The organism is Streptomyces hiroshimensis, from assembly GCF_014650335.1.
In the GTDB taxonomy this organism is placed as follows: Bacteria; Actinomycetota; Actinomycetes; order Streptomycetales; family Streptomycetaceae; genus Streptomyces; species Streptomyces hiroshimensis.
In genome coordinates, this window is sequence record NZ_BMUT01000011.1 from 93,521 (window position 1) to 116,786 (window position 23,266).

General features: G+C 74.2%; 13 protein-coding genes and 2 pseudogenes. 11 read left to right on the top strand and 4 right to left on the bottom strand.

Annotated elements, in window-relative coordinates:
* The first annotated feature begins 91 nt into the window (after positions 1–91).
* Positions 92–1,681, top strand: coding sequence for an alpha/beta hydrolase (locus IE241_RS24090; RefSeq protein WP_190023912.1), 1,590 nt, complete (start codon positions 92–94; stop codon positions 1,679–1,681).
* Positions 1,682–1,712: 31 nt separating this feature from the next.
* Here the strand turns inward: IE241_RS24090 and IE241_RS24095 are convergent, their stop codons facing one another.
* Together IE241_RS24095 and IE241_RS24100 are read right to left on the bottom strand one after the other, a co-directional pair.
* Complete coding sequence (locus IE241_RS24095; protein WP_229899725.1) at positions 1,713–2,786, bottom strand: polyprenyl synthetase family protein; 1,074 nt, start codon at positions 2,784–2,786, stop codon at positions 1,713–1,715.
* Positions 2,787–2,830: 44 nt separating this feature from the next.
* On the bottom strand, positions 2,831–3,910 hold the full coding sequence (locus IE241_RS24100; protein ID WP_190023913.1) for a tetratricopeptide repeat protein: 1,080 nt from the start codon (positions 3,908–3,910) through the stop codon (positions 2,831–2,833).
* A gap of 312 nt (positions 3,911–4,222) precedes the next feature.
* Here IE241_RS24100 and IE241_RS24105 point away from each other — a divergent pair.
* The 3 genes and pseudogenes from IE241_RS24105 to IE241_RS24115 all read left to right on the top strand — a co-directional run bounded on the left by IE241_RS24105 (position 4,223) and on the right by IE241_RS24115 (position 8,402).
* A pseudogene (locus IE241_RS24105) lies at positions 4,223–5,585 on the top strand (MbnB/TglH/ChrH family RiPP precursor modification enzyme).
* Positions 5,582–6,640, top strand: coding sequence for a TIGR04222 domain-containing membrane protein (locus IE241_RS24110; protein ID WP_190023914.1), 1,059 nt, complete (start codon positions 5,582–5,584; stop codon positions 6,638–6,640). The pseudogene IE241_RS24105 and the gene IE241_RS24110 overlap by 4 nt, the downstream one beginning before the upstream one ends.
* 139 nt (positions 6,641–6,779) lie before the next feature.
* Positions 6,780–8,402: a phospholipase D-like domain-containing protein gene (locus IE241_RS24115; RefSeq protein ID WP_190023915.1), complete on the top strand. Its 1,623-nt coding sequence runs from the start codon at positions 6,780–6,782 to the stop codon at positions 8,400–8,402.
* Between the two features lie 140 nt (positions 8,403–8,542).
* On the opposite strand, the gene IE241_RS24120 is transcribed toward IE241_RS24115, so the two are convergent.
* Positions 8,543–9,784, bottom strand: coding sequence for a serine hydrolase domain-containing protein (locus tag IE241_RS24120; protein ID WP_190023916.1), 1,242 nt, complete (start codon positions 9,782–9,784; stop codon positions 8,543–8,545).
* A 508-nt stretch (positions 9,785–10,292) separates the two neighbouring features.
* On the opposite strand from IE241_RS24120, the gene IE241_RS24125 reads away from it, so the two are divergent.
* The 6 genes and pseudogenes from IE241_RS24125 (at position 10,293) to IE241_RS24150 (ending at position 18,870) form a co-directional block, all read left to right on the top strand.
* Entirely contained in the window at positions 10,293–11,096 is an 804-nt protein-coding gene (locus IE241_RS24125; protein ID WP_190023917.1) for a phosphatase PAP2 family protein, read from the top strand.
* A 186-nt stretch (positions 11,097–11,282) separates the two neighbouring features.
* The gene (locus tag IE241_RS24130; protein ID WP_190023918.1) at positions 11,283–12,470 is read left to right on the top strand and encodes an acyl-CoA dehydrogenase family protein; all 1,188 of its coding nucleotides are present in this window, start codon (positions 11,283–11,285) and stop codon (positions 12,468–12,470) included.
* 24 nt (positions 12,471–12,494) lie between these two features.
* Positions 12,495–13,421, top strand: coding sequence for an oxygenase MpaB family protein (locus IE241_RS24135; RefSeq protein WP_190023919.1), 927 nt, complete (start codon positions 12,495–12,497; stop codon positions 13,419–13,421).
* Complete coding sequence (locus IE241_RS24140) at positions 13,403–15,751, top strand: serine/threonine-protein kinase (protein WP_190023920.1); 2,349 nt, start codon at positions 13,403–13,405, stop codon at positions 15,749–15,751. Before IE241_RS24135 ends, IE241_RS24140 begins: the two co-directional genes overlap by 19 nt.
* A 93-nt stretch (positions 15,752–15,844) precedes the next feature.
* Positions 15,845–16,939, top strand: a pseudogene (locus tag IE241_RS24145) (NAD(P)H-dependent flavin oxidoreductase); the annotation flags it as partial.
* A gap of 377 nt (positions 16,940–17,316) precedes the next feature.
* Positions 17,317–18,870, top strand: a complete 1,554-nt coding sequence (locus IE241_RS24150; protein ID WP_190023921.1) for an acyl-CoA synthetase — start codon at positions 17,317–17,319, stop codon at positions 18,868–18,870.
* 36 nt (positions 18,871–18,906) lie between these two features.
* On the opposite strand, the gene IE241_RS24155 is transcribed toward IE241_RS24150, so the two are convergent.
* Entirely contained in the window at positions 18,907–21,375 is a 2,469-nt protein-coding gene (locus tag IE241_RS24155; protein ID WP_190023922.1) for a penicillin acylase family protein, read from the bottom strand.
* Positions 21,376–21,584: 209 nt separating this feature from the next.
* Here IE241_RS24155 and IE241_RS24160 point away from each other — a divergent pair, with 209 nt between their 5' ends.
* Positions 21,585–23,111: an acyl-CoA synthetase gene (locus tag IE241_RS24160; protein ID WP_190023923.1), complete on the top strand. Its 1,527-nt coding sequence runs from the start codon at positions 21,585–21,587 to the stop codon at positions 23,109–23,111.
* Positions 23,112–23,266: the final 155 nt, after the last annotated feature.

The window sequence follows — 23,266 nt, forward strand, 5'->3', positions numbered from 1 at the left end:
CCAGTGCCACCCCCGGAACGGATACCAGCGGGGTCGATCACGTCCGCTCCGCCCGCGAACATCGAACCGTCACCACGCACCAGGAGGTTCGATGTTCGAGTTCAGGAAATCACGGCGGACCGTCTCCGCGGTCTCCGCCGTGTCGGCCGCACTTGCCGCGGCCGTCGCGGCCGCAGTGCTCCCGGCGGCAGCGGCGGCCGCGCAGCCGCGAACGGCCGCGGGAGTGAGCGTGCCCGAGCGGTACACCTCGCAGAAGCTGGCCTGGCAGCCCTGTCCCGAACTGGCCACCATGGAGTGCGCGGACATGACCGTCCCGCGCGACTGGCACGCCCCGGACGCCGGCAAGGACCTCACGATCGCCGTCTCCCGCGTACGGGCGAGCGACCCCGCCCACCGGCGCGGGGTGCTGATGATGGCCGCGGGCGGCCCCGGCGGCAAGGGGCTGCTGCGGCCCGCGGGCGTCGCCCGGAAGGCGCCCGCCATCGGTGCCGTCCACGACATCGTCGGCTTCGACCAGCGCGGCGTCGGCAAGAGCACGCCGCTGGAGTGCCAGGCCCAGGAAGAGCTCGACGCCTTCTTCGCGGGCGACTTCCGCGACCGCTCGCCCGAGGCCGTCCGGCGCGTCGTGGACAACTCCCGCAAGCTCGCCGATTCCTGCCGCGAGAAGCACGGGGACCTCCTCCCGTACATCACCACCGAGCAGACCGTGCGCGACATGGACCTCTTCCGCTCCCTGCTCGGCGAGCGGAAGATCTCCTACTACGGGGCCTCCTACGCGACGATGATCGGCGCGTACTACGCCACCCTCTTCCCGCAGCGCGTCGAACGCGCCGTCCTGGACAGCAACATAGCCTTCGACGGCACCTGGGAGGCCTTCGAGAGGGGCCAGCCCAAGAGCTTCCAGCGCCGCTTCGAGCAGGACTTCCTGCCCTGGCTCGCGAAGAACGACGCCACCTACCACTACGGCCGCACCGCCGCCGAGGCGAAGGCCACGTGGGAGCGGCGCCGCAGCGCGCTGCACGACCGCCCGCTCAGCCTGGGCGAGGGCAAGGGCAAGACGCTCGACCCCAACCGCTTCGACAGCGGCACCATCCAGGCGATCTACAACTCCCAGGAGGGCTTCCCGGCTCTCGCGAAGGCGCTCGCCGCGCTGGAGCACTGGGACACGGCGGCCCCCGCCGAGCAGCAGCTCGTCGGCACGCTCTTCGGCTCCTACCTCAGCACCAACTTCTTCGCCGAGTTCCTCTCCGTGACCTGCGCCGACACCCCGTGGACCCGCGACACCGGCACGTGGATCCGGCGCAGCGCCGAGGACACCGCCAAGTACCCCCTGATGGGCGCCCGGGAACTCGCCTTCGCCACCGCGTGCGCGGCGTGGCCCGCCTCCCCGGCACCGCGCGTCGAGGTCACCGGCAAGGGCCTGCCGCCCGTCCTGATGCTCAACTCCCTGCACGACCCGGCCACGTACTACGAGGGCGCACAGCGCGCCCACCGGGCCCTGCGCGGCTCGCGCCTGGTCACGGACACCGGCGGCGACCACGGCGTCTACCTGGGCGGCAGCGCCTGCGCCGACGGCATCGTGGACAAGTACCTCCTCTCCGGAGAACTGCCCGCACGTGACGTCACCTGCGAGCGCGCGCCGCTGCCGGCACCGGCGGCGCAGCAGCCCGCAGCGAAGTAGCCCCAGGGAGGGGGAGAGGGCGGCAGACGGGTTACAGCTGCCGCTCCAGCAGATACGCGGAGAGCGCGGCGAGTTCGGCTGCGGCGCCCTCCGCGAGTCCGCCGCCGCGCAGGCAGTCCTGCGCGGCCTCCGCATGGCGGTGGGCCTCCTCCAGGGCGAACTCCCGGCCGCCGGCCGCCTCGACCAGGCCGGCCGCGCGGCGTGCGGCCCCGGCGTCCGGTGGCGCGCCCGGGCCCAGCAGCCGGGCCAGCTCGCGGCCGGTCGCCCCGCCGTCCAGGGCGACGGCCGCCAGCACCGGCAGGGTCTTCTTCCGCCGCAGCAGGTCGCTGTGGACGGGCTTGCCCGTCGTCCGCGGGTCGCCCCAGATCCCCAGCAGGTCGTCCACGATCTGGAAGGCCGTGCCGAGCCGCCGCCCGGCCTCGGCCAGGGCACCCGTCTGCAGGGGCGGGGCGCCCGCGAGCACCGGTCCCAGGGACAGGGCGCAGCCGAGCAGGGCACCGGTCTTGCGGGCCGCCATCGCCTCGTACTCCGGTACGCCGACCGCCCCCTGCCCCGTCCACGGGCGGTTCTCGAACAGCAGGTCGTCGGCCTGCCCGCGCACCAGCTCGCCCAGGCAGTCGGCCAGATGCGCCACCGCACGGCCCGCGTGCTCGCCCCCGGACCCCGCCACCGTCTGCACGGCGAGCGCGAACAGGGCGTCGCCCGTCAGGACGGCCGGTCCCGTGCCGAACGCCTTCCACGCCGCGTCCCGGTGCCGCCGCCGCTCGTCGCCGTCCATGATGTCGTCGTGCACCAGCGAGAACGTGTGCACCAGCTCCACCGCCACCGCCGCCTGCACCGCGGCCCCGGGAGGAGCACCCACCGCCTCCGCGCCGAGCAGGGCGAACGCCTGGCGGACGCCCTTGCCGCCGGGGGAGGCGCTCGGCGTGCCGTCGGCCTCGCACCAGCCGAAGGAGAAGGCCGCCATGCGCGCCGGCAGCGGGTGCAGCCCCGCCACGGCGGCTCTGAGCGCGGGCTCGGCCAGCTCCCGCGCGCGGGCGAGCGACCGGGGCGCGGGTGTCCGGAGTACGGTCTGCGGGGGCATGGGGCCGGCCTGAGCGGGCATGTGCTTCTCTTTCCTGTCGTGGGCTGCCGCGGAAGGACGTGCTGTCAGGCGGCCGGGCGGGCCGCCGTGGCCGCCGCCGGCTCCGCCGGGTCCGTCGGGTCCGTCGGCATCCCCAGTTCGGCGCGCGCCTCCTCGACCATCCGCCGGGCGTGGAGCAGGCCGATCCGGCCGAGCGTACGGTGCAGGTCCTCCAGTTCGGCGGCGGTCCCGGCGCGGTCGTGCCCCAGCCGGGCCCGGCTCTTGACCAGCCCCAGCCGGGCCAGGGCCGCACCCCGCGGCTCCGCCATCTCCCGGAACTCCTCCAGCGCGCCGCGGTAGCACTCCTCGGCCTCCGCGTAACGGCCTGCGCGGAACAGCACGTTGCCGCGCATCTTGTGGTTGTAGGCCAGGGCGCTGACGAGCTTCATCCGCCGGCACGTCTCCTCCGCCTCCGACAGCAGCGCGAGCGCCCGCTCGGTCTCGCCCCGAAGGGACAGCACGTCGGCGATCCCGCGCAGCGCCCACGCGTGGCCGCGGGCGTCGTCGGCCCGGCCCGATATCTCCGCAGCCTCCTCGAACATGGCCAGCGCGGTGTCGTAGGAGCCGGAGTTGCGGTGCATCTGCGCGATGCCCTCCAGCGCCCACACGGTGTGCCGGGCCTCGCCGCGGCGCCGCGCCTCCGCCAGCAGCTTCTCGTGCAGTTCGCCGACGGCCTGGTAGTCGCCCTGGATGCGGCCGGTCTCGGCGAGGCCCGCCAGGGAGTAGCCGCGGGCCACGATGTCGTCGCCCCGTTCGGCGAGTCCGGCGGCGATGGCGAGCCACCGCCGGGCCAGGGCCAGGGCTCCGCGCTGCCGGGCGAGGGTGCCGCCGCTCCACACGGCCCACGCCATCGCCCCCAGGTCCGCCGCCTGCCGCGCGGCCCGGTAGCTCGCCTTCCACGCGCGCTCGGCGTCCGCCACCCGGCCGAGGCGCCGGCTCGCCTCCGCGACGGCCAGCTCGGCGTGCGCCATTTCGAGGGCGGAGCCGTCCAGTTCGGCCCGCTGCCGCTGCTCGACGGCCTTGGCCAGCACTTCCTCGAGCGAGGCGTTCACAGAGAGGTCTTCCAGGGAGCCCCGGTACTCGGGGGCGAATGCCTTGCCGTACATGGTTCAGCCTCACTTCAGGATCGCTCAGGAGGGCAGGGGGCGCCCTGCTGATGATCAAAAAGCTATGGCCTTGGACCACCGGGAGTAATCCGACCAGGAGGCGGCGTCCCGTACATCTGAGGTCCGGTGCGCAGGGCACGGGTCATACGAGAGATGTACGAGCTTCTCAGGGTGCCGTACCACCGGCAGGGGGCTGCGATTTCCCCTGCTGAGTTTCCCCGGCGAAGGATTTGTACAGTGACCCGCGGGGAAAACCCGCTGGTACAGGCGTTCGGCTCCACGGGGGAGCACGGGAAAGACGGGGGCGGGGCCATGAGTGAGCCGGGTGCGCTCAAAACGCTGGGGACGGGGATCGGCTGGCGGCCGGAGATCGCCGACGCCGTGGCGGCGGGCCCGGTCCGCGCCGACTGGGTGGAGGTCGTCGCGGAGAACATCTGCCCGGGCCACCTCCCCGCCCCGCTCCGGCGGCTGCGCGAGCGCGGCACGACGGTGATACCCCACGGGGTCTCCCTCGGCCTGGGCGGCGCCGACCGGCCGGATCTCGCCCGGCTCGCCGCGCTGGCCGAGCGTGCCGAAGCCCTCGGCTCGCCGCTCGTCTCCGAGCACATCGCCTTCGTCCGGTCCGGAGGTCCGCTGACCGGCTCCCCGCGGATCGAGGCCGGGCACCTGCTGCCGGTGCCCCGCACCCGCGACGCCCTGGACGTCCTGTGCGAGAACGTCCGCATCGCACAGGACATGCTGCCCGTCCCGCTCGCGCTGGAGAACATCGCGGCCCTCCTGCCCTGGCCCGGCGAGGAGCTGACCGAGGGACAGTTCCTCGCCGAGCTGGTCGCCAGGACGGGCGTACGGCTCCTGATCGACGTCGCCAACCTCCACACGAACCACGTCAACCTGGGCCACGACCCCGCGTCCGCCCTGGACGAACTGCCGCTCGAAGCCATCGCCTACGTCCACGTGGCCGGAGGCGTCCGGCAGGACGGGCTGTGGCACGACACCCACGCCCACCCGGTGACCGGCCCCGTCCTCGGCGTCCTCGCCGAGCTGTCCGCCCGCGTGACGCCCCCGGGCGTCCTCCTGGAGCGCGACGACGCCTTCCCCGCGCCCGAAGAGCTCGCGGCGGAACTGGACGCGATCAGAGCGACGGTGGCCGGCGCCCGGCACTCTTCCCGGCAGGACCGGCAGGACCGGCAGGACCGACGGCAGGCGGTGGCACACGGTGTCTGACGCCGCCCGGCGGCGCCTCGCGCACGCCCAGCACGCCCTGCTCTGCGCGCTCGTCGCGGACGCACCCCCGCCGCACGGCTTCGACCCGCAGCGGCTGCGTGCACAGCAGCAGGCGCTGCTCGGCAAGCGCGCGGACGTCGTCGCCAAGATCGCGCCGGAGCTGCCCGAGATCCTCGGGGCGGACTTCCGGCCCCTGTTCCTCGCCCATGCCCGAGGCCGTCCGATGAACGACGGCTACCGCCAGGACGCCCTCGACTTCGCCGAGGCGCTCCTGCAGGCCGACGGCATGCTCACCGACCCCGGGCGGCGGGAGCGCCTCGCGGCGTGGACGGCCGGCCGGCGCGCACGGGCCGCCGGTCCCACCCCGTTCCCCGCTCCTTTTTCTGCTCGCCTGGCGTCGGCCTGGCACACCCTGCGCTCGCGCGTGACCCGAAAGGCAAGCGTCCTATGATCGCCGGCATCGTCGTCGCCACCCTGGTGACCCTCCTTGCCCTCGTCGTCCCCTCGGCCTGGCTGGTCGTCGCCCGCCGCCGCGCCCTCGGCGACCCGCCGCCCGCCCAGGGCGAGCCGGAGCTGCTGGAGGTCGCGTTCCTGCTGGGCGGCCGCGGCAGGGCGGCGGACACCGTCATCGCCGCCATGTGCGACGACGGACGGATATCCCTGAACACCGGCGGCAAGCTCAGGGTCGAGCGGGCCGTTGCGCACAACGCCATGGAGCGCGGCCTGCTGGGCCGCTGCGGCCCCGACTGGGGCACCTCGCTGCGCCGGCTCCGCACCTCGCTGCAGTTCGACGGGGCCGTCGACGGTCTCGAACGCTCCCTCGTCCGGCGCGGGATGCTGGTGTCGCCCGTGGTGCAGCAGAAGTGGCGGCGCGCCGCGGACGTGCAGGTGGCCGGTCTCGTCCTCGCCGGCGTCGGCGTCGTGGCCCTGCTCGGCATGCCCGCGACCTCCGTGCTGCCCGTCGTCGTCCTCGCCCTGCTCATCGGCGGCATCGTGCTCCGCGTCCGGTGCCGGCCGGCCGGGCCGAAGACGCAGCCCACGCCGCGCGGCAAGGCCTTCGCCGACCGGGTGCGGACAACCGGTCCCTGGAGCACCCGGGCCCCCGGTGCGCACCCCGAAGGCACCGCGGGTGTCGTCGCCGTGCACGGTGCCGGCGGGCCCGAGCCGGACCGGCCGTTCCTGCGTCAGCTGAGGCAGGCGGCACTGTCGGGCACCGGTGCGGGCAGCGTGCGCTCCCGCTCCGGGAACGCGAAGAAGCCGTCTTCCCGGAAGTCGAAGTCCTCTTACTCCTCCTCGTCCTATTCCTCCTCGTCATCGTCGTCTTCCTACAGCAGCGGCGGGTACAGCTGCTCCGGTGCGTCGAGCTGTTCGAGCTCCTCCGGCCACTCGGGGCATTCGGGTCACTCAGGCCACTCCGGTCATTCGAGCTGCTCCAGCTCCAGCTCCAGCTGCTCCTCCTCCAGTTCGGGTTCCAGCTGCGGCGGCGGCAGCAGCTGCGGCTCCTGAACGGTTCATTCCGGGCAGCTGGTAGCTTCACCTCGGTGATCATCCGCAGTGCCGGTCCCGGCGCTGCGGATCGCCGTGCGCACTTTCGCCGCACGGCGCGTTCCCGGTCACCCTCCGCACCCCCGGACAAGGAAGCACATTGGCTCGCCACCGGCTCCGCCGCTTAAACCGTCCCGCCGCAGTCTCGGCGGCGGTCTCCGCCCTCGCCCTCGCCGTCCTCCCCGCGGCCCCGGCGTCCGCCGACTCCTCCGCCACCCCGCACCTCGACGCCGTCGAGCAGGCCCTCCGCCAGGTCTCGCCCGGCCTCGAAGGGCGCGTATGGGAGCGCACCGCCGGCAACGCGCTGGACGCCTCCTCCGGCGACCCCGCCGACTGGCTCCTGCAGACCCCCGGCTGCTGGGGCGACGCCACCTGCGCCGAGCGCCCCGGCACGAAGCGGCTGCTCGCCAAGATGACCGAGAACATCTCCAGGGCCACGCGCACCGTCGACATATCCACCCTGGCGCCCTTCCCCGACGGGGCGTTCCAGGACGCGATAGCCGAGGGTCTGAAGAAGTCGGTGGAGAACGGCAACAAGCCGAAGGTCCGCGTCCTGGTCGGGGCCGCGCCGGTCTACCACATGAACGTGCTGCCCACGAAGTACCGTGACGATCTGCGCGAGAAGCTCGGCAAGGCCGCCGGCAGCGTCACCCTGAACGTCGCCTCGATGACGACCTCGAAGACCGCCTTCTCCTGGAACCACTCCAAGCTCCTGGTGGTGGACGGGCAGTCGGCGATCACCGGCGGCATCAACAGCTGGAAGGGCGACTACGTCGACACCACCCACCCGGTGTCCGACGTCGACCTCGCCCTGACCGGTCCCGCGGCCGGGTCCGCCGGCCGGTACCTGGACGAGCTGTGGTCCTGGACCTGCCGGAACAAGAGCAACATCGCGAGCGTCTGGTTCGCCGCGTCCGACGGCGCCGCCTGCATGCCGACGATGGAGAAGGACGCGAACCCCGCCGCCGCCCCGGCCACCGGGAACGTCCCCGTGATCGCCGTCGGCGGCCTGGGCGTCGGCATCCAGGACTCCGACCCCTCCTCGTCCTTCCGGCCGGACCTGCCGGCGGCCTCCGACACCAAGTGCGTCGTCGGCCTGCACGACAACACCAACGCCGACCGTGACTACGACACGGCCAACCCCGAGGAGAGCGCCCTGCGCGCCCTCGTGGCCAGTGCCCGCAGCCACGTGGAGATCTCCCAGCAGGACCTCAATGCCACCTGTCCGCCGCTCCCGCGCTACGACATCCGGCTCTACGACGCGCTCGCGGCCAAGCTGGCCGCCGGCGTGAAGGTCCGCATCGTCGTCAGCGACCCCGCCAACCGCGGCGCGGTCGGCAGCGGCGGCTACTCGCAGATCAAGTCGCTGAACGAGATCAGCGACACCCTGCGCAACCGCCTCGCGCCGATCACCGGCGGTCAGCAGGGCGCGAAGACGGCCATGTGCGGCAACCTGCAGCTGGCCACTGCCCGCAGCTCGGACAGCGCCAAGTGGGCCGACGGCAAGCCGTACGCCCAGCACCACAAGCTGGTCTCCGTGGACGGCTCGGCCTTCTACATCGGCTCGAAGAACCTCTACCCGTCCTGGCTGCAGGACTTCGGGTACATGGTGGAGAGCCCGGAGGCCGCACAGCAGCTCGACGCGAAGCTGCTGGCCCCGCAGTGGAAGTACTCGCAGGCCACGGCGACCTTCGACTACGCCCGCGGGATCTGCCAGGGCTGAGCCCCCGGCGCTCCCGTACGGACCTGTGTTCCCGTGCGGATCTGCGTTCCCGTGCGGATCTGCGTTCCCGTGCGGACCTGCGGCCCGCGGCTGTCACCGGCCGCGGGCCGCAGGCCGTATTGCCGCCCGGCGCAGGTGCGTCAGCGCAGCGTCATCGTCTTCTGCGGCTTGAGGGTGGCGGACGGCCCCGAGGGGGCCTTGCCGCAGTACTCCGCCTCGATCAGCGCGCCGAGGTCGCCCGTCCAGTCGCCGTTGAAGTTGAACGCGGCGGTGTGCCGGCCGTCGAGGGTCGAGGCGGCGATCGAGGCGGAGCCGTGGATGCCGCCGGTGTGCATCCAGACGGTCACGCCGCACGACAGCGGGGCCGTGTAGACCCCGAGGCCGTAGCGGACGCCGGGCATCTGGTCGCTTGCGGACACCCCGGTGAGCAGCTCCCGCTGCTGGGCCTTCGGCAGCAGCTTCCCGCCGATGAGGGCGCCGTAGAAGCGGTTGAGGTCGCCGGTGGTCGAGATGATCTCGCCGGCGGCCCCGCCCCACGACGGGTTGAGCTCGGTGACGTCGTAGATCTTCGGGTCGGGAGCGGGCTCGGCCAGGAGCGTGCTGTACGCCCGGCCGTGCGGGTTCGGCAGCTCCGGCGCCGTGCCCGGGAGGGTGGTGGCGGTGAGCCCCAGGGGCCGGATGATGCGCCGGTTGATCTCGGTGGCGTACGAGTGCCCCGTCACCTTCTCGGTGATCATGCCGGCGAGGACGTAGTTGGTGTTGGAGTAGTGCCAGCCCCCGCCCGGCCGGAAGTACGGAGCGTGCGCCGTCGCGACCTTCACCAGCGCGTCCGGCGTGTAGGTGTCGAAGCGGTGCTCGAGGAAGTCCGGGCCGATCAGCTTCTGGAAGCCCGGGTCCTCGGAGTAGTTGTAGATCCCGCTGGTGTGGTTGAGCAGCTGCCGGACGGTGATCTCACGGCCGTCGTGGCCGTTGCCCCGGACGACGCCCGGCAGCCAGCGCTCGACGGAGTCGTCCAGGCCGATCCGGCCCTCCGCCTCCAGCTGGAGCAGGACGACGGAGGTGAAGACCTTGCTGATGCTGGCGATGCGGAAGCGGTCCTGGGGGAGGCGGGGCCGCTGGGTGGTGCGGTCGCCGACGCCGGCCGAAGCCCGCCAGGTGCCGTGGTCGTCCCGGGCCTGCCCCAGGACGCCGGGTATGCCCGCCGCCACCTGGGCCTCCATGGCGCTGCGGGTGGCGGAGTGCCGGCCGTGGCCGCCGCCGGCGGCGGACGGGGCGTCGGCGGCCTCGGCCGCGGCGGGGGCGGTGAGGGCCGCCGCGGCCATCGCGGCGGCGGCCAGTGCCCCCGCCAGGGCTCTGTGGACGGTGCGGGTGCGTACGTTCATGGCAGGTAGCCCCTCTGTTCCGGCGTGTGTGCTGACACCGGACAGGACACCGTCAAGTCGTACGGGGTTGAAGGGCACTTGTGGGTGGGGAGCGGTATCCGGCCAGCGGGAACGGCGTCCGCGGGCGTGAGGCACGGCACATGTTCTCCCGTCCGGGGAACCGTTGCCCGTGCTGCGGCGTCAAGGCGATGTAGGGGTGCCGGCCGCCCCGTCCCGGGCGGCTCCGTCCACGATCGGCTGAATCGCCGCCCGTACCACCGCCTCCGCGCCCGGCCGGAAGGTCACCGTCGGATACAACTCCCTCACACAGGGTGCTCCGGCGGTGGTGGGAGGCCCGCGGAGGCGGCCCGCGGCGGGCGTCCGGGCGGGCGTCCCGGAAGGGTGCGCATGCGGCGCGTGTAGCTTTGCCGTACAGCCGTGCCGTCGTCACCCCTGCGGCAGGCATTCGTCGCCTTTGCGTGTACTGCCGTGCCGGTACCGCCCTACCCATACAAAGGACGCCCCACCCATGCCGTACGTGCGCCACTGGTTGCGCAACTCGGTCCTGCTGTTCGCCGTCGCGATCGCGCTGGGCCTGGTAGCCGTGCACACCGATCTCATCCAGCCGCACGACCTGAAGCTGGACCGCACGGTCCAGACCACTTTCCGCACCGAGTGGCTGAACGTGGTCATGGAGGGGGTCAGCGCCCTCGCGTCCCCGATCGCCGGCCTGCTGATCCTGGTGGTCTGGAGCGGCTGGCTGCTGTTCGTGCGGCGCCGGCCGGTGACGGCGGTCTCCACCTTCCTCGTCGTCGCGATCGGCTGGAACAGCACCCAGATCGCGAAGGCCATCGTCGCCCGGCCCCGGCCGCCGCGGGAGTTCATGCTGGACCCCGAGATCGGCTCGAACAGCTTCCCCAGCGGTCACACCGCCTTCACCGTCGCCGCCTTCATCGCCGCGTACTTCCTCTTCCGGGAGTCCCGCCACCGGCGGACCGTGGCCGTCGTCGGTGTCTTCGCCGTGCTGCTCGTCGCCTTCTCCCGCTGGTACGTCGGCGCCCACTACCCGACCGACACCCTCGGCTCGGTCCTGATCGCCTCGTCCGCGATCATCTTCGTCACCGGCGTCTGGCACGCCTGGCTGCTGCCGCGGCTCTACCGCATCCCGCTGCTGGAGCGCTTCGGTCTGGACGAGGAGCTCGCCGAGCTGGAGGCCGCGGAGCGGCACGGCGGCCACCACGGTCACACCCGCCCCGTGCCGCACAGCCGCCGCCGCGGCGGCGGAGGGGGCACGCCGGCCGGGGGCCGTCACCGCCGGCACGCCGGCCGCTGACGGCCGCGGCGCCGCCGCCGTATTCGCCGCACGCCGTATCCGCCGTATCCGCCGTATCCGACAGGGACCTCGCAGGGCTGACGCCCGCGAGGTCCCTGCTTTCGTCCGCCTTCCGAATTTCTGGAACAGGTTCTACGGTGTGCGCCGTCAGCGCGCGCGGCATACGGCGAGCACCCTGGAGGGGCCGTGGACCTCGAATACACCCCGGAACAGCGGCGCTTCCGCGCCGAGCTGCGGGACTACTTCGCCGGGCTGGTCGCAGGCCGCGCCCACGCCCGCCACGACGACCCGGCCGAGCAGAAGCGCTTCTACCGCGCCACGATCCGCCGCCTCGGCGCGGACGGCCGCCTCGGGACCGGCTGGCCCGTGGAGTACGGGGGCAGCGGCCGGACCCCGATGGAGCAGTTCATCTTCTTCGACGAGGCCGCGCAGGCGGGCGTACCGCTGCCGCTGATGGCCCTCAACACCGTCGGCCCCACCCTCATGCAGTTCGGCACGGCCGAGCAGAAGGCGTACTTCCTGCCCCGGATCCTCTCCGGCGAGCTCGACTTCGCCATCGGCTACAGCGAGCCCGACGCCGGCACCGACCTCGCCTCCCTCAGGACGCGGGCCGTGCGCGAGGGCGACACCTACGTCGTCAACGGCCAGAAGATCTGGACCACCAACGGCGACACCGCCGACTGGATCTGGCTGGCCGTCCGCACCACCCCCGTCACGGACGGCACACCGCCGCACAAGGGCATCACCCTCCTCCTCGTCCCGACCAGCGCCCCCGGCTACTCCTGCACCACCATCAACACCCTCGCCTCCCACAGCACCACCGCCGGCTACTACGAGGACGTCCGCGTTCCCGTCCGCAACCGCGTCGGCGAGGAGAACAAGGGCTGGCGGCTGATCACCACACAGCTCAACCACGAGCGCGTCACCCTCGCCGCCCACGGCACGACGGCCATCAGCGCCCTGCGCGACGTCCGGCGCTGGGCCGCCGCCACCAAGCTCGCCGACGGCCGCCGCGTCATCGACCTCGGCTGGGTCCGCGCCCGGCTCGCCCGCACCCATCTGCGCCTGGAGGCGATGAAGCTGCTCAACTGGCAGATGGTCGACGCCCTGCAGCGCTCCGCCCTCACCCCCCAGGACGCCTCCGCCGTCAAGGTCTACGGCTCCGAGGCCCGCCGCGACGCCTACGCCTGGCTCATGGAGGTCCTCGCCGCGGCGGGCCCCCTCAAGGACGGCTCCGCCGGCGCCGCCCTCCACGGCGAACTGGAGCGCGGCTACCGCAGCGCCGTCATCTTCACCTTCGGCGGCGGCAACAACGAGATCCAGCGGGAGATCATCTCCTGGATCGGCCTGGGGATGCCGCGCGTGCGCCGCTAACCTGACGACGACAGGAGGTGCCCCATGCCGCACGCCGACCCCGGGCTCTTCGGGCCCGCATCGGTCACCTGGCAGCTGCACGGCGACCCCATGATGTGGATCGCCGGGGTGCGCGCCCTGTGGCTGCAGGCGCTGCACCCGCGCGCGGTCCGCGGCGTCACGCAGAACTCCGACTTCCGCAAGGACGCCTGGGGCCGCCTGCGCCGCACCGCGGACTTCGTGGGCACCACCACGTACGGCACCACCGAGGCCGCCGAGCGCGCGGGTGCGGCCGTGCGCGGCATCCACCGCAGGCTGTCCGCCACCGATCCGGACACCGGCGAGCGCTACCCCGTGGACGACCCCGCCCTGCTCCTGTGGGTGCACTGCGCCGAGGTCGACTCCTACCTCCACGTCCTGCGCCGCTCCGGCATCGCGCTCAGCGACGCCCAGGCCGACGCCTACTGCGCCGAACACCGGACCTCCGCCCGCCTGGTGGGCCTCGACCCCGCCGGCGTGCCCGACACGGCGGGGCGGATGGCCGCCTACTTCGAGAAGGTCCGGCCCGAGCTCGCCCTCACCCCGGAGGCCCGCGGGGTCGACGCCTTCCTGCGGCGCCCGCCCGTCCCCTTTCCGGTGGTCCCGGCGCGGGAGTTGCTCTGGGGGCGGGTGGCCTCCCTCGCGTACGCCGCGCTGCCTCCCTACGCCCACGAGCTGTACGGGCGGCAGGCCCCGCCCCCGCACGTCGTCACCCGCCGCCTGCGCGCCGCCGGCGCCGCGCTGCGCACGATCCCCGCGGACCTCCGCTGGCAGCTGCCTCCCAAGCACATCCTCCGAGCCGTCGCCAGACTCGGTCCCGGTAGCCGTCCCTCCTCCTACAACCTGCACAGACGGGCCGCCATACTGGACGGGCCGGGGGAAGCGCGGGGCATCGACGGGGGCGGCGGCGCGGGATGGCGGAATCCAGGCTGATCCAAGGGCGGTACCGCCTGCTCGAACGCATCGGGCGGGGCGGGATGGGCGAGGTGTGGCGGGCGCTCGACGAGTCGCTCGGCCGGCAGGTCGCCGTCAAGTGCCTCAAGCCCATGGGGCCCCGGCACGAGCCGTCGTACCTGCGGGTGCTGCGCGAGCGCTTCCGCCGCGAGGCGCGCGTCGCGGCGGCCCTGCAGCACCGCGGCATCACCGTCATCCACGACTTCGGCGAGTCCGAGGGCGTGCTCTACCTGGTCATGGAGCTCCTCGACGGCCGCAACCTCAGCGAGCTGCTGGAGGACACCGGCGGCATGCCGCTCGCCCTGCCCGTCATCCTGGAGATCGCGGAGCAGGTCGCCGCCTCCCTCGCCTACACCCACCGCCAGGGCGTCGTCCACCGGGACCTCAAACCCGCCAACATCATGCGGCTGGCCGACGGCACGGTGAAGATCTGCGACTTCGGCATCGCCCGGCTGGGCGATTCCCTCTCCTACTCGTCCTCCTTCTCCTCCCGCCTGACCGGCACGGGCATCGCCATGGGCACGCCCCACTACATGTCGCCCGAGCAGATCGGCGGCGGCCCGGTCGACCACCGCAGCGACCTGTACTCCCTGGGGTGCGTGCTGTACGAGATCGCCACCGGCGCCCCGCCGTTCGACATGGACGACGCCTGGGCCGTGCTCGTCGGCCACCGGGACACCGCGCCCGAGCGGCCGCGCACCCACCGGCCCGAACTGCCGGAGGCCTTCGAGCGCATCGTCCTCGACCTGCTCGCCAAGGACCCCGACGACCGTCCTCCCGACGCCGCGGACCTCCACGGCCGCCTGCTCGTGCTGGAGCCCCCGGACCGGCTCGCCCGCCTGGCGACCGTGCACCGGACGCTGCCCGAGACCCGCCCGCGCCCCGTGCGGGCGTCCGTGCGGCTGCCCGAGCCGCGGCTGCCCGGCTGGGCCAGGAACATGACCACGGGCTCCAAGGCGACCGGCCCCGGCCCGCGGACGGCGCCCCCGCCGGACCCGGCGGCGGCGCTCACGGGCGCCTGGACGGCGGGCCCGACGGGAGCGGCGGAGCCGACCGGGCTGCCGGCGCCCACCCGGGGCAGCGGAACCGGGCCGGAGGCCGTGCCCGGCGCAGGCCCGGCCGCCGGCCCGGAGGCGTTCGCCCCGCCCGCGCCGGAGGCCGTCGCCGCGCTTGTGGCCCGCCATCAGGAAGGGCTGCGCCTGGGCCGGCTGGGCCGCTGGGAGGAGGCCGGGCGTGCGCACGCCGCCGTCGCCGCCGACCGCGAGCGCCTCCAGGGCCCCGAGCACCCCGACACCCTCACCAGCCGCTACGAGGCCGCCTTCGCCCTCAGCATGCTGGGGCGGCCGGGCGAGGCGCTGCGCGAGTACGCCCGTGCCGCGTCCGGGCGCGAGCGCGTCCTGGGCGCGGACCACCCCGCGACGCTCGCCGCGCGCCAGGAGACGGCGTACGTCCTCGGGCAGCTCGGCCGGCACTTCGAGGCGCACGACGTGTACGCCGCCGTGCTCGCCGCGCGCGAGCGGACCGCGGGCCCCGACCACCCCGACACCCTGCGCTGCCGCCACAACCTGGCCTTCAACCTGGGGCGCCTCGGCCGGCTGGAGGAGTCGTACCGCATGGCGTGCGAGGTCGCCGTCACCCGCTCGCGGGTCCTGGGCCCCGCCCACCCGGACACGCTCGTCAGCCGCTACGAGGTCGGCTACGCCCTCGGACAGCTGAACCGCTGGACCGAGGCGCTGCAGACCTACCGCGAAGTGGCCGTCGCCCGGCAGCGGGTGCTCGGCGCCGGCCACCCCGACACGCTCGCCGCCCGCTACGAGACGGGCATCTGCCTCGGCCGCCTCCAGCGCAGCGCGGAGGCCCTGGGGCTCTTCCGCGACCTGGTCGACGAGCGCACCCGCTCCCAGGGCCCCGACGACCCGGACACCCTGCGCGCCCGGCACTGCCTCGGCGTCAACCTCGGCCGCCTCGGCCGCTGGGAGGAGGCCCTGGCCGAGGCCCGCGACGTCTGCGCGGTCCGCGAGCGCGTGCTGGGCGCCGACCACCCCGAGACGCTGGTCAGCCGGCGCGAGATCGCGGTCGGGCTCGGCTGGCTGGGGCGCTGGACCGAGGCCCTCGCCGTCTACCGCGAGGTCGCGCAGGCCCGGCAGCGGGTGCTCGGGGCCGACCACCCGGACGCCCTCACCAGCCGCAACGACGAGGCGCACTGCCTCGAACAGCTCGGCCGCTCCACCGAGGCCGTGGAGCTCTACCGCCAGGTCGCGGCGGTCCGGCGGGTCGGGCAGACGCGGGGGCGACCGCTGCACCGGTAGCCGGCCCTCCCTCATGCCCGGCGGTCCATCTTGTCTGACGCTACGTCAGAAAACCTCTTCCCTCGCCCGGCCTCCTGCGGCATCCTGCCGCCCATGCAGACCGAGCTGAGCCAGCGGCTGGGCATCGAGCACGCCGTCTTCGGCTTCACGCCCTTCCCCGCGGTCGCCGCGGCGATCTCCCGGGCCGGAGGGCTCGGCGTCCTCGGCGCCGTCCGCTACACCGACCCCGCAGCGCTCGCCCGGGACCTCGCCTGGATGGACGCGCACACCGGCGGCAGACCGTACGGGCTCGACGTCGTCATGCCCGCCGGACGGGCCGAGGGAGTCACCGAGGCCGACGTCGAAGCGATGATCCCGGACGGGCACCGCCGCTTCGTCCGCGAGCTCCTCGCCCGGCACGGCGTCCCCGAACTGGCCGCCGGGGACCGGCGGGGCTGGCGCATCACCGGCTGGCTGGAGGACGTCGCCCGCGCCCAGCTGGACGCCGCCTTCGACCACCCGCTCGCACTGCTCGCCAACGCCCTCGGCCCGCCGCCCGCCGACGTCGTGCAGCGCGCCCACGCCCACGGCACCCTCGTCGCCGCGCTCGCCGGCAGCGCCCGGCACGCCACCCGGCACGCCGACGCCGGCATCGACGTCGTCGTCGCCCAGGGCTACGAGGCCGGCGGCCACACCGGTGAGATCGCCACCATGGTCCTCACCCCGGAGATCGTCCGCGCCGTCGGCCCGCTGCCCGTCCTGGCCGCCGGCGGCATCGGCTCCGGCGAGCAGATCGCCGCCGGGCTCGCCCTCGGCGCCCAAGGCGTCTGGCTCGGCTCCCTCTGGCTCACCACCGAGGAGGCCGACCTGGGCTCGCAGGCCCTGACCGCCAAGCTCCTCGCCGCGGGCTCCGGCGACACCGTGCGCTCCCGCGCCCTGTCCGGCAAGCCCGCCCGCCAGCTGCGCACGGCCTGGACCGAGGCCTGGGACGACCCGTCCGGCCCCGGCCCCCTCCCCATGCCCCTGCAGGGCCTCCTCGTCGCCGAGGCCCTGACGCGCATCCAGAAGTACGAGGCCGCGCCGCTGCTGGGCACACCGGTCGGCCAGATCGTGGGCAGCATGAACAGCCGCCGCAGCGTGCAGGCCGTCTTCGACGACCTGACGAGGGGCTTCGACCGCGCCGTCGCGCGGCTGGGCCGCATCGCGGCGGGAGCGGGTGCCCCTGCGGGGCGGGCAGGACCGGCCGCGGACGGGCCGCACCTGCCTACGGACGTGCCGCACCCGTCCACGACCGGTGCCCGCGGGGCGCCTTCGACGCCCGGTGCCGGGCCGGGCACCGGCGATTCCGGGCAGGGCTGCGGAGCGGGACCGGCCGCTGACGAGCCGGAGCCGTCCACCGTCCGGCACCGCGCAACGCCCCCCGCCGCCGGCGTCGCGCACGGCTCCGAACGGGCCGCGACGGGCCCGGTCGTGCCCGGCGATCGTCCTGCCTGCCGCGGCAACGCGGACCGGAACGGGCCCGCGCCGCAGTGACCGACCCCAGGCACGCCCGCCTCGCCGTCCATCCGCTGTCCGAAGGAGGCCCCATGGCACCCCGACCGCCCAACGGCTTCTGGGCGCAGGCCGCCGCCGACCCCGACCGCGTCGTCCTGGTCGACCCGGCCGGAGGCACGTGGACCGCCGGGCGCCTGCACGGCGCCGCCAACCGGCTCGTCCACGGGCTGCGCGCCGCGGGGCTGCGCGCCGGCGACGCCTTCGCCGCCGTCCTGCCCAACGGCGCCGAGCTCCTCACCGCCCACCTCGCCGCCACCCAGGCCGGTCTCTACCTGGTGCCGGTCAACCACCACCTCGTCGGGCCGGAGATCGCCTGGATCGTCGCCGACAGCGAGGCCAAGGCCCTCATCGCCCACGATCGGTTCGCCGCCACGGCCACGGCGGCCGCCGACGAGGCCGGCCTGCCCGCCGCACGGCGCTACGCCGTCGGGGACATCGCCGGCTTCCGCCCGTACGCCGCCCTCCTCGACCACCGCCCGGACACCCCGCCCGCCGACCGCACCCTCGGCTGGGTCATGAACTACACCTCCGGTACGACCGGCCGGCCGCGCGGCATCCGCCGCCCGCTCACCGGCAAGCCGCCCGAGGAGGGCCACCTCGGCGGGTTCCTGGGCATCTTCGGCATCCGGCCGTTCGACGGCAACACCCACCTGGTGTGCTCACCGCTCTACCACACGGCCGTCCTGCAGTTCGCGGCCGCGTCCCTGCACATCGGCCACCGGCTGGTGGTGATGGACAAGTGGACGCCCGAGGAGATGCTGCGCCTGATCGAGACGTACCGGTGCACGCACACGCACATGGTCCCCACCCAGTTCCAGCGGCTGCTCGGCCTGCCGGAGCACGTCCGGGCCCGCTACGACGTCTCGTCCATGCGGCACGCCGTGCACGGCGCCGCGCCCTGCCCCGAGCACGTCAAACGGGCGATGATCGACTGGTGGGGCGGCTGCATCGAGGAGTACTACGCGGCCAGCGAGGGCGGCGGCGCCTTCGCCACTGCCGAGGACTGGCTGAAGAAGCCCGGCACGGTCGGCAAGGCCTGGCCCATCAGCGAGCTCGCCGTCTTCGACGACGACGGCAACCGCCTGCCGGCGGGCCGCCTCGGCACCGTCTACATGAAGATGAGCACCGGCGGCTTCACGTACCACAAGGACGCCGGCAAGACCCGCGACAACCGCATCGGCGACTTCTTCACCGTCGGCGACCTCGGCTGTCTCGACGAGGACGGCTATCTCTTCCTGCGCGACCGCAAGATCGACCTGATCATCTCCGGGGGCGTCAACATCTACCCCGCGGAGATCGAGTCCGTGCTGCTCGCCCACCCGGCCGTCGCCGACGCCGCCGTCTTCGGCGTGCCGCACGACGACTGGGGCGAGGAGGTGCGCGCCGTCGTCGAGCCGGCCGAGGGGTACGCACCGGGCGCCCCGCTGGCGGCGGACATCCTCGCGCACTGCGCCGGGTCGCTGGCCGGCTACAAGCGGCCCAAGGCCGTCGAGTTCATCACCGCCATGCCCCGCGACCCCAACGGCAAGCTCTACAAACGCCGCCTGCGGGAGCCCTACTGGAAGGGCCGGGACCGCCCGGTGTGAGCGGCGCCCGGCCCGGAAACCGGCAGGAGCGGACCGTCAGCGTTCGCCCACGCGCACCACCCGCAGCTGCGGCGAGGACAGGATGTCCTTCTCGCAGAAGCGGGCCGTGACCATGCGGCCGGCCGAGAACAGCCGGGTCTGGTCCGCGTAGTGCGGTGAGGTGGGGTCGGAGGACTGCCCGTACGTCAGGAGGGTGCGGGCCGCCGGGCAGGGGCCGCCGTCGAAGCCGACGGCCTGGATGTAGCTGGAGCCGTGCCGGACCTCGGAGTAGCCGCCGCGGGCGGAGTCCCACGGCGCCGACTCGATCATGTTCCAGATGCCCAGCGCGTCGGCGCCGCCCGCAACGGGGATGCGCTTGCCGTTGCGCTCGACGAACTGGTGCTCGCCCAGGGGTGCGTCCAGGGCGATGCCCGCCCCGCGCAGCTCGGCGACCGCGTCGGCGAGGGCGCGGCCGACCGCGGGGGACGCCGTGTTCAGCGTGTTCGGCGTGGTCACGGGGGAGGCGGGGGAGAAGGGCACGCGCCACAGCTCGGCCTGCGGAGCGGAGCGCACGAGCCTGCGCCAGAAGCGGTCGAAGAGGACCGCGCCCTTGCTGTCCGTACGAACCGTCCGGTCCCAGCGGGCCAGCACTCCGCAGGCCGCGGAGACGTCGACCGGCTTGCCGTCACTGCCCGTCGCCCTGCCGCCCGGCAGCGCGGCGCAGGCCTTCGCCGCACCGGCCGCGGCCAGGTCGCCCGCGGGGGCACGGTTCGCGAACTGCTGCCGCTCCAGGTCCGCCACGGTCAGCCCACCGCGCTTCGCCAGGGCGGACACGTCCTCGACCGCGCCGCGCGTGCGCAGCGAGCGGGCGGTGGAGACGTCGCCGAAGATCCGCGGGTAGCCGGTGAGCGGGCGGTCCGCGTTGGCCAGCCAGGGGCTGTCGTTGGAGTTTTCTGCGTATGGTGCGTCGACCAGCGACGGCATCGCGGAGGGGCCGAAGATACCCGGCTGGACGGCGTCGGCGTCGCGCCCCAGCGCGCAGCCGCCGCGGGAGCCGTCCAGGACGGCCAGGCCCGCGGCCGGGAACGTCTGCCTGCCGAGGGCGGTGGAGCAGCGCCCGGCGAGCTCGTCGGTGACCCGGGGCAGGACCTGCGACTGGGTGTAGAGGCTGTGCCCGCCGGAGTCGGCGGCGATCGTGTTCACCCACGGCAGGCCCTGCGTGCGGCGCAGGGCGTCCTGGGCGCCGCGCACGCTGCGGGACTTGGCCAGGGAGAGCGAGGCGTCGGTGAAGCGCAGGCTTTCGGCATTGGGGTCGGTCAGGGCGTAGGCCTTGCCGTCGGCCCAGGGCAGGGGCAGGTCGTCGATCGAGGTGACCACCGGCCCGTAGCGCGTCCACCACTGGCTGCGGGTGATCCGGGAGGTGCGGCCGTCCTTGCCCCGGACGGGCACGGTGACCGTGCGCTCGGTCATCCGCTCGGGCCTGCCGTCCACGAGGTAGGCGTGGGCGTCGCCGGGCACGGTCTTCAGTTCGTACAGGCTGACCGGCACGCCGGTGGCGACCGTGTGGCTCCAGGCCATCCGCTCGTTGAAGCCGATCTGCACGACGGGCATGCCGAGCAGCGAGCCGCCGGAGACGTTCAGCTCGCCGGGGATGGTCTGCTGCGACTGCCAGAAGCGGCGGCCGCCCTGCCAGGGGTAGTGGGGGTTGCCGAGCAGCAGGCCGCGCCCGTTCGCCGTGGTGGAGCCCGCGAAGGCGACCGCGTTCGAGCCCATGCCGGCGTTCTTCCGCTGCTCGTCGACGACCTTGCGGGCCGCTTCGGCGGGGTCCGCCGGGGCCTTGGCCGCCTCGGCCGTACGGGGAGCGGCCCCCGGCCGTGCGTCGGCGGCGATGCCGTCGGCGGCCATGCCCTGGCCGCCGAGGACGGTGATGGCGTAGCCGCGCCGGGCCACGTCCAGGGCGGTCACCGGGGTGACCCAGCCGGCGCCGCGGCAGGCCGGGTCGGTGATGCGGTTCTGCGCCAGCCAGGCGTTGTAGCCCGCGGCCCAGCCGCGCATGAGCTCCTTGGCCTGCCGGGTGGGTCCGGCCGGGGCGGGTGTGCCGAGGATCCTGTCGACGGCCTTCGCCTCGTTCAGGCCGCGGAAGAACAGGTCGCTGGAGAGGTTGGTGGTGGCGGACGACAGCGAGCCGTCGGGCTTCGCGTCGGGGCCGAAGCGGGCCGAGCGCTCGCCGCGCAGGGTCACGAACCCGTCGGCGAGGGTGCACACCTGGTCGGCGGCCTGGGCCCAGCCGGTGCCGAAGCCGAGGTTCGCGTAGTCCTTCGCGACGATGTGCGGAACGCCGTACTCGGTGTAGCGGATGACGGCGGACAGGCCGCCGCCCGAGGCGCGGCCGCCGGTGGCGGGCGTGGCTGCAGTGGCGGGCGCGGCGCCGGTGGCGGCCGTGGCCTCGCCCGGCAGGGCGACGGCGCAGGTCAGCGTCGCCAGGCCGAGGCCCGCGAGGGCACGTATGCGATGGCGTAAGAGCAACGTGGCTCCCATGGCTACTGAGGGACGAGTTGTCACCTGTGGGAGGTAGGACGCCGGCGCAGGGCGGGGAGTTGACGACGGAGGCGGCGCTGCCCCGTGCCGCCCCGTGCCCGCCCCGCCTGCCCGCCCGGTCCTGCCCGTCCGTCGTCGCGCCCGTCCGTCGTCGTGCCCTCTTGACCTCGGCGCACGGCGGCCCCCAGGATCCGGGCATGACGGGAGCCCGCGAGAGCACGGTGGACGGCATTCTGCGGCGCTCGGCCCGGCGCGTGCCGGAGCGGACGGCCCTGCGGTACGGGGAGCGCACCTGGACGTACCGCGAGCTGGACGAGGCCGTGACGGGCGCCGCCGTGGCCCTGCGCGACAGCGGGCTGCGCGACGGCGACCGCGTCGCCGCCTACGGGCACAACTCCGACGCCTATCTGATCGGCTTCCTGGCCTGCGCCCGCGCGGGCCTGGTGCACGTGCCCGTCAACCACCAGCTCACCGGCGGGGAACTGGGCTACATCCTGGAGCAGTCGGGCAGCGCGCTGGTGCTGACCGACCCGCACCTGGCCCACCGGCTGCCCGCTTCCGTCCGCACCCTGCCGCTGCGCGACGCCACGGATTCCCTGCTGGAGCGGTCGGCGCAGCATCTCCGGCGCACGGGCAGCGCGACCCTGTTCACCGGGGGCCCGGACCGGGACGATCTCGTGCAGCTGCTCTACACCTCCGGCACCACGGCGCAGCCCAAGGGCGCGATGATGACGCACGGCGCGCTCGTGCACGCCTATCTGAGCGCGATCACCGCCCTGGACCTCCGGGAGACGGACCGGCCGCTGCACGCCCTGCCGCTCTACCACTCGGCGCAGATGCACGTGTTCCTGCTGCCGTCCCTGGCCGTGGGCGCGGAGAACACCCTCATCGACGCTCCGGACCCGGACCGCGTCCTCGAACTGGTGGAGGCGGGGCGGGCCGACAGCTTCTTCGCCCCGCCGACCGTGTGGATCGCACTGGCCGGTCACCCCGGCTTCGCCGGCCGGGACCTGTCGGCGCTGCGCAAGGCGTACTACGGCGCGTCCGTCATGCCCGTGCCGGTCCTGGAGCGGCTGCGCGCGCACCTGCCCCGCCTCGCGTTCTACAACTGCTTCGGGCAGAGCGAGATCGGGCCGCTGGCCACCGTGCTGCGGCCGGAGGAGCACGAGGGGCGGATGGACTCGTGCGGGCGGCCCGTGCTGTTCGTCGAGGCGCGCGTCGTGGACGACAAGGGCGCCGACGTGCCCGACGGCACGCCCGGCGAGGTCGTCTACCGCTCCCCGCAGCTGTGCCGGGGCTACTGGGGCAAGCCCGGGGAGACCGAGGAGGCCTTCCGGGACGGCTGGTTCCACTCCGGCGACATGGCCGTCCGGGACGCCGAGGGCTACCTCACGGTGGTGGACCGGCTCAAGGACGTCATCAACTCCGGCGGCGTGCTGGTCGCCTCCCGCCAGGTCGAGGACGTGCTCTACGGTCATCCGGCGGTCGCCGATGCGGCCGTCATCGGGCTTCCCGACGCCCGCTGGATCGAGGCGGTCACCGCCGTGGTCGTCGCGCGCGACGGCGTGACCGAGGAGGAGCTGAGGGCGTACGCGCGGGAGCGGCTCGCTTCCTTCAAGGCGCCCAAGCGTGTCCTGTTCGTGGACGAGCTGCCGCGGAATGCCTCCGGCAAGGTGCTGAAACGGGAACTCCGGGAGCGGTTCGGCACCGTACCACCCGGCTGATCACGACGGCGCGTCGCCGTCCGGTCCGGTGATCGCGGATCCGCCCGCACCCCGCCGAGACGGTGCTGCGCCGTCGTGGCAGGCATACCCTGCCGCTGCCGCTGCCGCTGCCGCTGCCGCTGCCGCTGCCGCTGCCGCTGCCGCTGCCGCTGCCG

What these genes read in the sequence shown, in the direction of transcription:
- IE241_RS24125 (WP_190023917.1), top strand. Translation starts at nt 10,293, where the DNA reads ATGCCGTACGTGCGCCACTGGTTGCGCAACTCGGTCCTGCTGTTCGCC.
- IE241_RS24140 (WP_190023920.1), top strand. Translation starts at nt 13,403, where the DNA reads ATGGCGGAATCCAGGCTGATCCAAGGGCGGTACCGCCTGCTCGAACGC.
- IE241_RS24090 (WP_190023912.1), top strand. Translation starts at nt 92, where the DNA reads ATGTTCGAGTTCAGGAAATCACGGCGGACCGTCTCCGCGGTCTCCGCC.
- IE241_RS24150 (WP_190023921.1), top strand. Translation starts at nt 17,317, where the DNA reads ATGGCACCCCGACCGCCCAACGGCTTCTGGGCGCAGGCCGCCGCCGAC.
- IE241_RS24120 (WP_190023916.1), bottom strand. Translation starts at nt 9,784, where the DNA reads ATGAACGTACGCACCCGCACCGTCCACAGAGCCCTGGCGGGGGCACTG.
- IE241_RS24110 (WP_190023914.1), top strand. Translation starts at nt 5,582, where the DNA reads ATGATCGCCGGCATCGTCGTCGCCACCCTGGTGACCCTCCTTGCCCTC.
- IE241_RS24100 (WP_190023913.1), bottom strand. Translation starts at nt 3,910, where the DNA reads ATGTACGGCAAGGCATTCGCCCCCGAGTACCGGGGCTCCCTGGAAGAC.
- IE241_RS24160 (WP_190023923.1), top strand. Translation starts at nt 21,585, where the DNA reads ATGACGGGAGCCCGCGAGAGCACGGTGGACGGCATTCTGCGGCGCTCG.
- IE241_RS24095 (WP_229899725.1), bottom strand. Translation starts at nt 2,786, where the DNA reads ATGCCCGCTCAGGCCGGCCCCATGCCCCCGCAGACCGTACTCCGGACA.
- IE241_RS24135 (WP_190023919.1), top strand. Translation starts at nt 12,495, where the DNA reads ATGCCGCACGCCGACCCCGGGCTCTTCGGGCCCGCATCGGTCACCTGG.